At 73.2% G+C, this 13,630-nt stretch carries 11 protein-coding genes; 6 read left to right on the top strand and 5 right to left on the bottom strand.

The annotated features are described in order from the left end of the window. Positions 1-112 precede the first annotated feature (112 nt). Both MKK70_RS24990 and MKK70_RS24985 read left to right on the top strand, forming a co-directional pair. Positions 113-1,090, top strand: coding sequence for an HWE histidine kinase domain-containing protein (locus tag MKK70_RS24990; protein ID WP_243950587.1), 978 nt, complete (start codon positions 113-115; stop codon positions 1,088-1,090). A gap of 147 nt (positions 1,091-1,237) precedes the next feature. Then, the gene (locus tag MKK70_RS24985; RefSeq protein WP_243950724.1) at positions 1,238-4,420 is read left to right on the top strand and encodes a PAS domain S-box protein; all 3,183 of its coding nucleotides are present in this window, start codon (positions 1,238-1,240) and stop codon (positions 4,418-4,420) included. 138 nt (positions 4,421-4,558) lie between these two features. Here the strand turns inward: MKK70_RS24985 and MKK70_RS24980 are convergent, their stop codons facing one another. Continuing rightward, positions 4,559-4,954: a hypothetical protein gene (locus tag MKK70_RS24980; protein WP_147726794.1), complete on the bottom strand. Its 396-nt coding sequence runs from the start codon at positions 4,952-4,954 to the stop codon at positions 4,559-4,561. A 332-nt stretch (positions 4,955-5,286) separates the two neighbouring features. Here MKK70_RS24980 and MKK70_RS24975 point away from each other — a divergent pair, with 332 nt between their 5' ends. After that, a complete protein-coding gene (locus tag MKK70_RS24975) occupies positions 5,287-7,707 on the top strand; it encodes a PAS domain S-box protein (RefSeq protein WP_243950585.1) in 2,421 nt (806 codons plus the stop codon). Between the two features lie 102 nt (positions 7,708-7,809). Beyond that, complete coding sequence (locus MKK70_RS24970) at positions 7,810-9,009, top strand: FAD-dependent monooxygenase (RefSeq protein ID WP_147726790.1); 1,200 nt, start codon at positions 7,810-7,812, stop codon at positions 9,007-9,009. 81 nt (positions 9,010-9,090) lie between these two features. Here MKK70_RS24970 and MKK70_RS24965 read toward each other — a convergent pair whose 3' ends face one another. The 3 genes from MKK70_RS24965 to MKK70_RS24955 form a co-directional block, all read right to left on the bottom strand. Beyond that, positions 9,091-9,984 carry a LysR family transcriptional regulator gene (locus MKK70_RS24965; protein WP_243950583.1) on the bottom strand — a complete coding sequence of 298 codons (894 nt, stop codon included), beginning with the start codon at positions 9,982-9,984 and terminating at the stop codon, positions 9,091-9,093. Further along, positions 9,966-10,202: a hypothetical protein gene (locus MKK70_RS24960; protein ID WP_243950581.1), complete on the bottom strand. Its 237-nt coding sequence runs from the start codon at positions 10,200-10,202 to the stop codon at positions 9,966-9,968. The genes MKK70_RS24965 and MKK70_RS24960 overlap by 19 nt, the downstream gene beginning before the upstream one ends. 99 nt (positions 10,203-10,301) lie before the next feature. After that, the gene (locus tag MKK70_RS24955; RefSeq protein ID WP_243937342.1) at positions 10,302-11,180 is read right to left on the bottom strand and encodes an SDR family oxidoreductase; all 879 of its coding nucleotides are present in this window, start codon (positions 11,178-11,180) and stop codon (positions 10,302-10,304) included. Positions 11,181-11,289: 109 nt separating this feature from the next. Between MKK70_RS24955 and MKK70_RS24950 the strand changes: the two genes are divergently transcribed. After that, the gene (locus MKK70_RS24950; RefSeq protein ID WP_147843237.1) at positions 11,290-11,706 is read left to right on the top strand and encodes a winged helix-turn-helix transcriptional regulator; all 417 of its coding nucleotides are present in this window, start codon (positions 11,290-11,292) and stop codon (positions 11,704-11,706) included. Between the two features lie 472 nt (positions 11,707-12,178). Here MKK70_RS24950 and MKK70_RS24945 read toward each other — a convergent pair whose 3' ends face one another. Then, positions 12,179-13,096, bottom strand: coding sequence for a LysR family transcriptional regulator (locus tag MKK70_RS24945; protein WP_147859856.1), 918 nt, complete (start codon positions 13,094-13,096; stop codon positions 12,179-12,181). 192 nt (positions 13,097-13,288) lie between these two features. On the opposite strand from MKK70_RS24945, the gene MKK70_RS24940 reads away from it, so the two are divergent. Next, the coding region (locus MKK70_RS24940; RefSeq protein WP_409568325.1) for a 2Fe-2S iron-sulfur cluster-binding protein at positions 13,289-13,630 on the top strand (342 nt) is incomplete at its 3' end.

The raw sequence follows: 13,630 nt of genomic DNA, 5'->3' as shown, positions 1-13,630 counted from the left end.
CGCCCGGGCCGGCGCGCCCGGATTCGGAGCAAAGGCGCCCCCGGTGAGTTCCCTCGCGTGGGGGCGGCACCGCGCCGTCCGCGCGGGTCGGGGTTCGGTTTCGGAAGGACGGATGGCTCAGGACACGGATCCCACCGGTGACGGGTGGACGCTCGCCAGCTTCACCGCCGCGATCCACCGGGGCGGCGTCGGCCTGTGGGCCTGGTCGCCGGAGCGGCGGCTCGCCCAGCTCGACGGCCTCTGCCGCGCGTTCTGGGACACGACCGAGCCGGTGGTGGGCATCGACGCGCTGTTCGCGAAAGTGAACGCCGAGGACCGCCCGGGCATGATGCGGGACTGGGCGGCGAGCGCCACCGATCCGCAGGCCTACAGCTTCGACTTCCGCATCGGCGACGGCGCCGACGCCCGCTGGATCTCGGCGCGCGGCGTCGGCGGCGAGGCCGGCCGGGTCGGGGAGTGGGTCCAGGCCATCTTCCTCGACATCACCGACCGCAAGCGGGCGGAGGATGCCGAGCGGCTGCTGACCGCCGAGCTGGCGCACCGCGTCTCGAACATGTTCACGGTCGCCCGCGCGCTCACCGCCATCGTCGCCCGCGAGGCCACGTCGACGCCGCACTTCGCCGAGGACCTGTCGCAGCGCTTCGGGGTGCTGCACGAGGCGACCGCCCTGGCGACGCGGTCGAACCGGGCCGACCGGGGCGACGTGCGGCTGCGGGACCTCGCCGAGCGCATCCTGGCGCCGTACCTGAACGGCGCCAACATCGCCGTGGACATCCCGGACGCGGCGGTGGCGCCGCCCGACAAGGTCAACGACTACGCGATGATCGTCCACGAGCTCGCCACCAACTCCGCCAAGTACGGGGCGCTGGCCGGCGGCGGCACGCTCAGGCTGGTCGGTCGCGTCGCCGACCGCGCGCTGACGCTGGACTGGACCGAGGGCGGCGCGCCGTCCGGGACGCCCAAGGCCGACGGGACCGGGTTCGGGTCCCGCCTGCTCAAGCAGACCATCGAGCGCAGCCTGGCGGGGCGGTTCGACCGTACCATCGACGCGGCCGGGCTGCGGTTCCGGATGGTCGTGCCGACCCGATGACCGGCCGGGCCCGCCTTCGGGGCGGATCGATGCCGTTCCCGGTCGCCGATCCGAGACGCGCGCGCACCAGCCCGACCCGAATCGCGGTTCTGACCCCATGGCGCTCCTGCTAGACGGCCCGGCGTGACCACAGCACCGCATCAGCCCATGCCGGCCGAGACCGAGGCGAGCCGCGTCCGCCGCGAGACCCACCGCATCCTCTCCGAGATCGCCGGCGGGGCGGACGTCACCGATCCGTTCGCGGCGGCGGTGCGGGCCACGCGCATGCCGATGATCGTCACGGACCCGCGCCAGCCCGACAACCCGATCCTCTTCGTCAACGCGGCCTTCAGCCGCCTGACCGGCTATGCCTCCGAGGAGATCGTCGGGCGGAACTGCCGCTTCCTCCAGGGGCCCGACACCGACCGGGACGACGTCGCCCGGGTGCGCGCGGCGATCGCCGCCCGGCAGCCGATCGAGGTCGCGCTCCTCAACTACCGCAAGGACGGCACGACCTTCTGGAACCAGCTTCTGCTGGCCCCGGTGAAGGACGCCGCCGGCGAGGTCGCGTACTTCTTCGCCAGCCAGTACGACGTCACCGCCGACGTGCTGCAGCTCGCGGCTCTGCGCGGCGAGAACGCCGCCCTGTCGGCGGCCCGCGCCACCGACGCCGAGCGCCTGCAGTTCAGCGAGATGGCGCTGCGGCTGGCGACCGAGGCGGCCGAGATCGGCACCTTCGACCTCGACGTGGCCGCCGACGCGCTGACCCTGTCCGAGCGCACCCGCGAGCTGTTCGGCCTCGCCCCGGACGCCGCGTGCGATCGCGCGACGCTTCGCGACGGCCTCCACCCGGACGACCGGGAGACGGTGCTGGCGGCGCTCGCCGCCGCCCTCGATCCGGAGCGGCGCGCGCCGTTCGAGGCCGAGTTCCGCGTCGTCTCCAAGGCCGACGGCACGGTGCGATGGGTGTCGGCCAAGGGGCGCGGCCTGTTCGACGGCCGGGGCCGGGCCTTCCGGGCGCTCGGGACGATGGTCGACGCCACCGGCCGCCGCGAGACCGAGGAGCGCTACACGGCGCTGTTCGAGGCGGTCGACGACGGCTTCTGCATCATCGAGTTCATCGACGGGCCGCACGGTCCGGCGAGCGACTACGTCCACATCGTCGCCAACCAGGGCTACGAGCGCCAGACCGGGATCGCCGGCATCGTCGGGCGGACCCTGCGCGACCTCGCGCCGGACGAGGCCGAGGGCTGGCTCGCGCTCTACGGCGGCGTCCTGCGCACGGGGGAGTCGATCCGGTTCGAGCGCGCGTTCCCGCGCGCGGGCCGCCACATCGAGGTCTCGGCCGCCCGGATCGAGCCGGCGAGCCGGCGCCAGGTCTCGGTGCTGTTCCGGGACGTCACCGGCCGCCGGCGCGCGGAGGCGGACCTCCAGGCCAGCGAGGCGCAGTTCCGGGCCTTCGCCGAGGCCGTGCCGAACCAGGTCTGGGGCGCCCGCCCGGACGGCACGCTGCATTGGTTCAACGGCCGGGCCTACGCTTATACCGGCGCGGCGCCGGGGGCGCTGAACGCGGCCGCGACCTGGTCCGACCTGATCCATCCCGACGACCTGCCGGCGGCGCGCGCCGGTTGGGACCGCTCGGTCGCCACGGGCGAGCCCTACGAGGTCGAGTTCCGCATCCGCGGCGGCGGCGGCTACCGCTGGTTCCTGGCGCGGGCGCAGCCGGTGCGGGACGCCGCCGGCGCTCTGACCCAGTGGGTCGGCACCCACACCGACATCGACGAGCGGCGGCGCCAGGCCGAGGAGCTCGAGCGGCAGGTCGCCGCCCGCACCGCGGAGCGCGACATGATCTGGAAGGCGTCGTCCGACCTGCTCTGCGTCGCGAACTTCGAAGGCCGCTTCGTCAGCCTCAACCCGGCCTGGGCCGCGACGCTCGGCTGGACCGAGGCCGAGATGAAGGCCGGCCCGTTCCTGGACCTGGTCCACCCCGACGATCGGGCCGTCACCGAGGCGGCCGCGGCCGGCCTGGCGCGGGGCGACGCCCAGCTGTCGTTCGAGAACCGCTACCGCCATCGCGACGGCGGCTGGCGCTGGCTCTCCTGGAACGCGGTCCCGAACGGCGGCCTGATCTACGCCACCGTGCGCGACGTCAGCGCCGCCAAGGCCCAGGCCGAGGCGCTGGCGCGGACCGAGGAGGCGCTGCGCCAGTCGCAGAAGATGGAAGCGGTCGGGCAGCTCACCGGTGGCCTCGCGCACGACTTCAACAACATGCTCGCGGGCATCGTCGGCTCCCTGGAGCTGATGCAGACCCGCATGCTGCAGGGCCGGATGGGCGAGCTCGACCGCTACATCGGCGCCGCGCAAGGGGCGGCACGCCGCGCCGCCGCCCTGACCCACCGCCTGCTCGCCTTCTCCCGCCGACAGACCCTGGCCCCCAAGCCGACGGACGTGAACCGTCTGGTCGAGGGCATGGAGGACCTGGTGCGCCGCACCGTCGGGCCGGGCGTGTCGGTCGAGGCGGTCGGGGCCGCCGGGCTCTGGCCGACCCTGGTCGACCCGAGCCAGCTCGAGAACGCCCTGCTCAACCTCTGCATCAACGCCCGCGACGCGATGCCGGAGGGCGGCCGCATCGTGGTCGAGACCAGCAACCGCTGGCTCGACCGGCGCGCCGCCCGCGAGCGCGACCTCGAGCCGGGGCAGTACGTCGCGCTCTGCGTCTCCGACAACGGCACCGGCATGGCGCCGGACGTGGCGGCGAAGGCGTTCGACCCGTTCTTCACGACCAAGCCGATGGGCGAGGGCACGGGGCTCGGCCTGAGCATGATCTACGGCTTCGCCAAGCAGTCGGGCGGGCAGGTGCGGATCTACTCCGAGCCCGGCAAGGGCACGATGGTCTGCATCTACCTGCCCCGCCACCTCGGCGAGGCCGAGGCGGTCGAGGCGGTGCCCGACCTGTCGGACGCCGCGCGGGCCAAGCTCGGCGAGACGGTGCTGGTGGTCGACGACGAGCCGACGGTGCGGATGCTCGTGACCGAGGTGCTGGAGGATCTGGGCTACGCGGCGATCGAGGCGGCGGACGGCGCCTCCGGCCTCAAGGTGCTGCAGTCGGACGTGCGCATCGACCTGCTGGTGACCGATGTCGGGCTGCCCGGCGGGATGAACGGGCGGCAGATGGCCGATGCGGCGAAGACCGCGCGGCCCGGCCTCAAGGTGCTGTTCATCACCGGCTACGCGGAGAACGCCGCGCTCAACCACGGCCACCTCGCGCCCGGCATGGAGGTGCTGGTGAAGCCCTTCGCCCTGGAGGCGCTCGCCACCCGCATCCGCGGCCTGATCGAGGGCTCGGCCTAAGCGAAAAGGTTCCGAGGACGGACCGCGTGTCCTGGAGGCGAGGGGCGTCCAACGGAAAAGGGCGCCCGACGGTGAGTCGGGCGCCCTTCGTCGAGGACACGTCGCGTCGCGGGCGCAACGGCGCCCGCGACCGGCGCCTCAGTAGCCGTAGCCGTAGGCCGGGTAGCCGTAGCCGTAGGCGGGGGCGTATCCGTAGGCCGGCGCGTAGCCGTAGCCGCCGTAGTAGCCCACCGGGCGGCCGTAGCCGTAACCGCCGTAGCCACCGTAGCCGCCGTAGGAATTCGCCACGATTGCGCCGGCGGCGAGGCCGGCGATGCCGAGGCCGATCGCGGCGCCCGGGCCGATGCCGCGGCGATAGCCGTAGCCGCGTCCGTATCCGCCGCGGAAGCCGACGCCGCGATAGCCGTAGCCGCCGTGACCGAAGCCGCCGTGGCCGTAGCCGCCGCCGTAACCCCAGCCGCGGGCCTCGGCGGGGGCCGATGCCAGCATGCCGAGCCCGAGCAGTGCGGTGGAAGCGAGTGCGAGCTTGCGCATCCAAGATCTCCTGTCTGGGTGAGTATGGCTCTTAAAACGACCTCGGCCGCACCGCGTTCCAACACCGGTGGTGGTTCGACATGTCACAGTGTCGTTGAACCAGCGTACCGGTGAAGGCTCCGGCCTCGCGCGGGAGCGCGGGAGCGCGAGTTCCGGCCCGGTGCCGGGGTCCCGGCCGGGATCTTGCTCCGCCATCCGCGTTGACCGGAGGCGACCGCGTGGAGCATGAAGGCCCGTCGGCGCCGCGGGCACCCGCATGGGAGCTTCCGTCGCCGAAAGCCGTTCTCGGACGGGCATGATGGTGGCGACCATGCCCCATGGAAACGGACGGCATGGACGACGAGATCGAGCGGCTGCGCAGCGAGAATCGGAGGCTCGAGGCCGAGGTCGCGCGCCTGCGCGAGCGGAACGCGTCGCATGTCAGGCTCCCGGATTCCGGCCAGCGCACGTCCGGGGCGGATGTCGACCTGCTGTTCACGGCGGCGGAGAAGACCCGCATGCCGCAGATCGTCACCGACCCGAACCTGCCGGACAACCCGATCGTGTTCGCCAACCGGGCGTTCCAGGCCCTGTGCGGCTACTCGGCCGACGAGCTGATCGGCCGCAACTGCCGCTTCCTGCAGGGGCCGGACACCGATCCGGCGGACATCGCCAAGGTGCGCGACGCCATCGCCGCGCGCCGCGACGTGGTCGTCGAGATCCTGAACTACCGCCGCGACGGGTCCACCTTCCGCAACGAGCTCTACGTCAGCCCGGTCTTCACCGCCGAGGGCCACCTGCGCTACTTCTTCGCGAGCCAGCTCGACGTCACCCGGTTCCGGACCGAGGAGGGCATGCTCGCCGAGAGCGAGGCGCGCTACCGCACCCTGTTCAATGCCCTCGACGCCGGCTTCTGCGTCATCGAGCTCCGGTTCGACGCCGACAGCCGCGCGGTCGACTACCGCTTCGTCGAGGCGAATCCGGCCTTCTCGCGCCACACCGGCCTCGACGACGTGGTCGGCAAGTGGGTGAGCGAGGTGGTGCCCGACCTCGAGCGCAGCTGGCTCGACACCTACGGCCAGGTCGCGATGACGGGCCGGGCCGTCCGCTTCGAGAGCGGCGTCGTCGCGCTCGGGCGCTGGTTCGAGGTCCAGGCCCTGCGCATCGGCGATCCGGTGCAGCACCGGGTCGCCCTGCTGTTCAACGACGTCACCGACCGGCAGAAGGCCGAGAGCGTGCTGCGCGACACCGCCCGCGACCGGACCACGGAGCGCGACCTGGTGTGGCGGGCGAGCCGCGACCTCCTCGTTGTCTGCGGCTTCGACGGCCTCTACCGCTCGGTCAACCCGGCCTGGCACGAGATGCTGGGCTGGTCGGCCTTCGATCTCGTGCGCACGTCCTTCAGCGACTACGTCCACCCCGAGGACAGGGCGGCCGCGACCGCGGCGTTCGAGCTGCTGCGGGAAGGCGAAGTTCTCGACAGCCTCGACGTGCGCATGCTCACGGCGGACGGCGACTTCCGCTGGGTGTCGTGGAACGCCATCCCGCAGGAGGACCACTTCTACGCCGCCGGCCGCGACGTCACCGAGCGCCGCGCCCTGGAGGAGCAGCTCCGGCAGTCGCAGAAGCTGGAAGCGGTCGGCCAGCTCACCGGCGGCGTCGCGCACGACTTCAACAATCTGCTGACGGTGATCCGGTCCTCGACCGACCTGCTCAAGCGCCCCGACCTGCCGGAGGAGCGCCGGCAGCGCTACATCGGCGCGATCTCCGACACCGTCACCCGCGCCGCCAAGCTCACCGGCCAGCTCCTCGCCTTCGCCCGGCGCCAATCCCTGACCCCGGAGGTGTTCGACGTCGGCCGCAGCGTCGCCTCGGTCGCCGACATGGTCGGCACGCTCACCGGCGCCCGCATCCGGGTCGTCACAGACGTGGCCGCGAACCGGGACGGTCGCGGGAACGAGGTGCCCTACCTGATCGACGCCGACCCGAGCCAGTTCGACACGGCCCTGGTGAACATGGCCATCAACGCGCGCGACGCCATGGACGGCGAGGGCCGCCTCGACATCGGCGTGCGCCGCGCCTCGGCGATCCCGGCGGTGCGGGCCCATCCCCGCATCCCCGGCGACTTCGTCGCCGTCTCGGTCCGCGACACCGGGACCGGCATCGCGGCGGCCGATCTCGATCGGATCTTCGAGCCGTTCTACACCACCAAGGGCGTCGGCCAGGGCACCGGGCTCGGCCTGTCGCAGGTGTTCGGCTTCGCCAAGCAGTCGGGCGGCGAGGTGCTGGTCGAGAGCACGCTCGGCCGGGGCACCACCTTCACGCTTTACCTGCCCCGCGAGGTCGGGCGGTCCGTGGCGATCGAGGAGGACGGCGAGCCCGAGCCCCTCGCCGACGGGCACGGCACCCGCGTCCTCGTGGTCGAGGACAACCAGGAGGTCGGCTCCTTCGCCACCCAGGCCCTGCGCGAGCTCGGCTACGAGACCGTGTGGGCGATGAGCGCCGAGGAGGCCCTCGCCGTCCTGTCCGCGTCGCCGCGCTTCGACGTGGTGTTCTCCGACGTGGTGATGCCCGGGATGAACGGCATCGACATGGCGCGGGAGATCCGCCACCGCCACACCGGCCTGCCGGTCGTCCTCGCCTCCGGCTACAGCCACGTGCTCGCCGAGCAGGGCACCCACGGCTTCCCGCTCCTGAAGAAGCCGTACTCGGTCGAGGACCTGTCCCGCACCCTGCGCCGGGCGGTCACCCGGGCGGCCTCGCCGGGGGCCTGACGCGCGGGGCCCCCCTCGATCACGGCGCTCGCGCAGATCCTGCCGCGCGGCGTGGCCGCGACCGGCTCCACGCGGGCCGGATCACCCGGAGACCCGTCCCGCATGCCCCGTCGCATCCTCATCACCGGCGCGAGCGTCGCCGGGAACACCGCGGCCTGGTGGCTCGGCCGCCACGGCTTCGACGTCACCGTCGTCGAGCGGGCGCCGGGCTTCCGCGACGGCGGCCAGAACGTCGACGTCCGCGGGGTCGGGCGCGAGGTCCTGCGCCGCATGGGCCTGGAGCAGGCGGCGCTCGACCGGGGCACCGGCGAGCAGGGCACCGCCTGGGTCGACGGGCGGGGCCGGGCGGTCGCGGCCTTCACGATGGATGCCAGCCTCGGCGACGGCCCCACCGCCGAGATGGAGATCCTGCGCGGCGACCTCGCGCGGCTCCTCTACGAGCCGGCCCGGGAGCGCGCGACCTACCGCTTCGGGGATCGCGTGACCCGGATCGACGACGGAGCGGAGGCCGCGACGGTGACCTTCGCCTCCGGGGCGAGCGAGCGCTACGACGCCGTCCTCGTCGCCGAGGGCGTCGGCTCGACGACGCGCGAGCTCGTGTTCCCCGGCGAGGCCGACCCGCGCTGGATGGATCTCGCCATCGCCTACTTCACCATCCCGCGGACCGCGGACGACGACCGGATGTGGCGGTGGTTCAACGCGCCCGGCGGCCGCGGCATCTCCCTGCGCCCCGACCAGCACGGCACCACCCGCGCGATGCTCACGCTGCGGCAGCCGCCGGGCGGCGAGCAGGATTGGGGCGCGGACCGGCAGAAGGCCTACCTGCGGCAGCGCTTCTCCGATGCGGGCTGGCAGGCGGCGCGCGTCCTTTCCGGGATGGAGGCCACCGCGGACTTCTACTTCGACGTCCTGCGCCAGGTGCGGATGCGGCGCTGGTCCAGCGGCCGCGTGGCGGTGACCGGCGACGCGGCCTGGTGCGCCACGCCGCTCGCCGGCATCGGCACGACGCTGGCCGTCACCGGCGCCTACGTCCTCGCCGCCGAGCTCGCCCGCGGCGACGACGTCGCCGCGGCCTTCGCCGCCTACGAGCGCGCCATGCGCCCGATGGTCGAGGACGGGCAGGGCGTGCCCAAGATCGCGCCGAAGCTGATGAACCCGAACAGCCGGCTCGGCATCAGCCTGCTCCACCGCGTGCTGCGCATCGCCAGCCGGCCGGGCCTCCGCCGCCTGGCCTCGAAGCTGTCCACCGGCCGCGCCAAGGAGCCGGACCTGACCGGCTATCCCGATCCCGCCGGCGCCTGACGCGAGCCGGCGGGGCGGATCGGGCGCTCACCCACGCGTGGTCACGGCGTGCGCGCCCCCCCGGCGCGGATCCCGCATCGGTCAGCCTCGGTAGCGCAGGGCCTCGATCAGCACCGCGAGCGCCGCCGCGGGCTGCCGGCGGCTCGGATAGTACAGGTGGTAGCCCGGGAAGGGCGGGCTCCAATCCTTCAGCACCCAGGTCAGCGCCGCGCTGTCGAGATGGGGCTGCACCTGGTCCTGCGGCAGGTAGGCGATGCCGAACCCGTCCAGGGCGGCGCGCAGGATCATGCTCACCGTGTTGAACACGACCTGCCCGTCCACGCGAACCCGGACCTCGCGCCCGTTGGCCGCGAACTCCCAGGCGTACAGGCCGCCATGGGTCGGCAGGCGCAGGTTGATGCAGGCGTGGCCGGTCAGGTCCTGCGGCGTCCGCGGCGCAGGCCGGCGCGCGAGGTAGGCCGGCGCGGCGACCGCCGCCATGCGCATGTCCGGCCCGATCGGGACGGAGACCATGTCCTTGGCCACCACCTCGCCGAGCCGCACCCCGGCGTCGAAGCGCCCGGCGACGATGTCGGTCAGGGCGAAGTCGGTGACCAGCTCCACCTGGATGTCCGGGTACCCGGGCAGCACCCTCCGCAGCGCCGGCCACAGCACCGCCGCGACCGCGTGCTCGTCGGCGTTGATCAGCACGGTGCCGGCCGGCGTCTCGCGCAGGTCCGTCACCGCGACCAAGCCGGCCTCGATCTCCGCGAGCCGGGGCCCGACGGACCGGATCAGCCGCTCGCCCGCCTCGGTCGGCGCGACGCTGCGCGTGGTGCGCGTCAGCAGCCTCAGGCCCAAACGCGCCTCGAGCCCGCGGATGGTCTGGCTGAGCGCGGGCTGCGACAGGCCGAGCTGCGCCGCCGCCCGGGTGAAGCTCCGCGCGCGCGCGACCGCGACGAAGGCGAGCAGGTCGTTCAGGTTCTCCCGCGCCATTCATGAAGTCCGGCGCATCGCCGCGTGCGCATTCCGGCATCTAACGCCGGGCCGGCGCGCGGCCAGCGTGGGGCGCAGGTCCCGCCGACGAGCCCAACGGTGGCGATCCAGCGTGCCGGCGCGACGCCGCCCGGCTCGGCCCCGATCGTCGCGCTGCTCTCCTCTGCGAGCTGCTCGGCCACGGTCACCGACCGACCCATCTCGACGAAGGTCGGCATGCCGGAGGGTTCCTGTTCGTGGCCCGGCGTCGGGGCAAGCGCGAGGCGCGGCGGATGCCGAACCCTGCGACGTGCGCGGGCCGGGCTCGCGCTCGGGGCTCAGTGCTCGCCGGCGGCCACGGTCTCGCGCATCGGTTTCGTGGGTCGGCCGATCAGCCTGCTCAAGTCGCGGCCGTCCTCGAACAGCGCACCCTCCGCCACGACGGAGTCGGAGGCGGCGACGAAGGCCGCCAGGTCCTTCGGCAGGCCGGCCTTCAGCAGGACGCCCTCGTACTCGGCCTCGGGCAGGTTCCTGTAGACCACCGGCCGGCCCGACACCTTCGCGACCTCGGCTGCGAACTGCTCCAGCGTGTAGGCGTCGTCGCCCGCCAGTTCGTAGATGCGGCCGTTCTCCACCTCGGCGGCCGTCAGCACGGCCGCGGCCGCGTCGGCGTAGTCGGCCCGCGCCGCGGACGAGATCCGCCCCTGGCCCGCGCTGCCGAAGAGGGTGCCGTGCTCGAGCGCCATCGGGATCGAGGCGGCGTAGTTCTCCGTGTACCAGCCGTTGCGCAAGATGACGAAGGGCACGCCGGATGCCGCGAGGACGAGCTCCGTCCGCCGATGCTCGTCGGTGAGCTTGGGCGGGGACGTGTCGGCGTGCAGGACGCTGGTGTAGGCGATGCGGCGGACGCCCGCCCGCTTGGCCGCCTCGATGACGTTCCGATGCTGGTCCACGCGCTTGCCGAACTCGTTGGAGGAGATGAGCAGCAGGCGCTCGATGCCCGCGAAGGCTCGGTCCAGGGTGTCGGTCCTCTCGTAGTCGACCTGCCGCACCTCGACGTCGAGGGCCCGGAGCGCCTTGGCGCCGTCGTCGTCGGGGTTGCGCAGGCCGGCCACGATCCGGGAGGCCGGCACGCTGCGCAGCAGGGCCTCGACGACGAGGCGCCCGAGGCGCCCGGATGCGCCGGTGATGCCGATGCGGGGATGTGCGGAGGTCATGGGCGCAGTCCACGAAGGTTCGGTTGCGATACATGCTTCCTATTCGAGACCACAACGGCGCATAAGGAGGCAGTATTTTGGGACAGGGTAACCTCGCGGGAACCGGGCGATGAGCCAGCAGGCGGAACTGGTGCGGCGGTTCGCGGAGTGGCAGGCCACGGCCGTCGATCCTTCGCTCTGCCCGGTGCGCGACGTGCTGGATCGCCTCGGCGACAAGTGGACGACGCTGGTGCTGCTCGTGCTGGCCGGCGGCCCGCGGCGGTTCAGCGCCCTCGGCCGGGCCGTGCCCGACATCTCGAAGCGCATGCTGACCCAGACGCTGCGCGAGCTGGAACGCGACGGCTTCGTCACCCGGCACGTCTTCCCGACCAAGCCGCCCAGCGTGGAGTATCGCCTCGACGCGCTCGGGCATTCGATGCTGGAGCCGCTGGCGGCGCTCGTCGCCTGGGCGGAACGCAACCACGCGGCCGTCGCCGCGGCCCGGACCCGCTACGCGGCCTCGGAGGCGGCCGGGCACCGGCCGTGATCGGGCCGACGCCGGGATCTCGGTGCGCGCCGAACCCGGGCGACGCGAGACGCTTCGGTGCCGGGCGTGATCCTTTGCGACGGCGTCTCGGATCCCGGGGGCCCCCGAAGGCCAGGGGCGGCATCGCGCCGCCGGAAGCGACGTGCGGCGGCTCGGCCGTCGACGCGGAACCCGGGGTCGAGCGACAGGCCGCCGCCGACGAACAGCGTCGTCCCCGTCACACAATCCGGATCGCGACGATGGCGCCCCGCTTCGGGCCGGCCGTCCGCCGCGCGGCTGCGCACGGAAACGGCGCAAGGCCCCGCGCCTGCAGGGGACTTGCCCGATGAGATTCACGTCGATCACCGCGTTTTAGTCATCCGGCGACAGGTCCGCGACCGCCGCATCCTTCCGGATGCCCGCGTTCGACCCCAGGACGTCGACCCGGCCGAACGCCGCCGCCGCGCGAACCGCGCGCAGGCTGCCGGCCGGCTCACGCGGACGGCGCCGGCTTTCCGACGCCGGGATATCGCAGGGCGTCCACCAGCACGGCGAAGGCCGGCGAGGCCTGGCGGCGGCTCGGATAGTACAGGTGGTAGCCGGCGAAGGGCGCGCACCAGTCGGCGAGCACCCGCACGAGCCGGCCCGCGGCGATGTCCGCCCGGACGAGGTCGTCGGGCATGCAGGCGACGCCGAGCCCGGCCAGGGCCGCCGTCCTGGCCAGGAACACGCTGCTGAACGCGAGGGGGCCGTCCACCCGGACCCTCAGCTCGCGCCCGCCCTTCTCGAACTCCCAGGCGTAGCGGCCGCCGTAGCTGGCAAGATGCAGGTTGATGCAGGCGTGGGCGGTCAGGTCCTGGGGGGTACGCGGTCGAGGGCGCGCCGCGAAATAGGCGGGCGTCGCGACCACGGCCATGCGCAGGGCGGGCCCGATCCGGACCGCGACCATGTCCTTCTCGACCTGATCCCCCATGCGGATTCCCGCGTCGAAGCGCTCGGAGACGATGTCGGTCAGGGCGTTCTCGGTGATCACGTCGACGGTGATATCCGGGTAGGCCGGCAGGAGCCGTTCCAGAGCCGGCCACAGGATGGAGGCGGCCGCGTGCTCGCCGGACGTGATCCGGATGGTCCCGGCCGGCTTGTCGCGCAGCGCGGTGAGTGCGGACAGGTCGGCCGCGATGCCGTCCAGTTGCGGCCCCACGATCCGCAGCAGGCGTTCGCCGGCCTCGGTCGGCACGACGGCGCGGGTGGTTCGCGCCAGGAGGCGGACGCCGAGGCGCTCCTCCAGCGCCCGGACGGCGCGGCTCAGCACCGGCTGCGTCACGCCGGACCGGGCGGCGGCCCGGGTGAAGCTGCCCTCCCGCGCCACCGCCGCGAAGGCGACGAGGTCGTTCAGGTTCTCCCGCAGCATTCATAACCCCAGGGCATGGCCTCAAGTGGAACCTAGTGCCTAATCGCGGCGCTCGGCAGCCCCTAGATCTCCTGCATGGCCCGGGACGGCGGCCCGACCGAGCCGTCGCCGTCACAGTCGGGCGACCCCCACCGACGGTGCGGAGACATCATGCAGCCCATGCGCGAGCCTGGATTGAACCGGAGAGACCTGATGGCAGGAACCACCGCCTGCGCGGCCATGGCGTCGATGCCGCCGGCCGCGAGAGCCGATCCCGGGCCCGGCGACCGCCCTATCCTGGCGCGGGTGTGGTTCACGATCAACGGCCAGCGGCGCGAGCTCGATCTCGACACCCGAACCACCCTGCTCGATGCGGCGCGCGCTCATCTGCACCTTACCGGCTCGAAGAAGGGCCGCGACCACGGCCAGTGCGGCACCTGCACGATGATCGTCGACGGGCGGCGCATCAACGCCTGCCTGACGCTCGCCTTGCTGCACACGGGCGCCGAGATCACGACCATCGAGGGTCTGGGCCAGCCCGACGCCATGCACCCG

The organism is Methylobacterium sp. E-041 (assembly GCF_022829665.1).
Lineage (GTDB): Bacteria > Pseudomonadota > Alphaproteobacteria > Rhizobiales > Beijerinckiaceae > Methylobacterium.
The sequence above is the reverse complement of the archived record's forward strand: the minus strand, read 5'-3'. Positions and strand labels throughout refer to the sequence as shown.

Excerpts from the sequence above, each read along its gene's own strand:
- MKK70_RS24970 (WP_147726790.1), top strand. The coding sequence starts at position 7,810 with ATGCCCCGTCGCATCCTCATCACCGGCGCGAGCGTCGCCGGGAACACC.
- MKK70_RS24985 (WP_243950724.1), top strand. The coding sequence starts at position 1,238 with ATGCCGGCCGAGACCGAGGCGAGCCGCGTCCGCCGCGAGACCCACCGC.
- MKK70_RS24955 (WP_243937342.1), bottom strand. The coding sequence starts at position 11,180 with ATGACCTCCGCACATCCCCGCATCGGCATCACCGGCGCATCCGGGCGC.
- MKK70_RS24950 (WP_147843237.1), top strand. The coding sequence starts at position 11,290 with ATGAGCCAGCAGGCGGAACTGGTGCGGCGGTTCGCGGAGTGGCAGGCC.
- MKK70_RS24965 (WP_243950583.1), bottom strand. The coding sequence starts at position 9,984 with ATGGCGCGGGAGAACCTGAACGACCTGCTCGCCTTCGTCGCGGTCGCG.
- MKK70_RS24960 (WP_243950581.1), bottom strand. The coding sequence starts at position 10,202 with ATGCCGACCTTCGTCGAGATGGGTCGGTCGGTGACCGTGGCCGAGCAG.
- MKK70_RS24990 (WP_243950587.1), top strand. The coding sequence starts at position 113 with ATGGCTCAGGACACGGATCCCACCGGTGACGGGTGGACGCTCGCCAGC.
- MKK70_RS24980 (WP_147726794.1), bottom strand. The coding sequence starts at position 4,954 with ATGCGCAAGCTCGCACTCGCTTCCACCGCACTGCTCGGGCTCGGCATG.
- MKK70_RS24945 (WP_147859856.1), bottom strand. The coding sequence starts at position 13,096 with ATGCTGCGGGAGAACCTGAACGACCTCGTCGCCTTCGCGGCGGTGGCG.
- MKK70_RS24975 (WP_243950585.1), top strand. The coding sequence starts at position 5,287 with ATGGACGACGAGATCGAGCGGCTGCGCAGCGAGAATCGGAGGCTCGAG.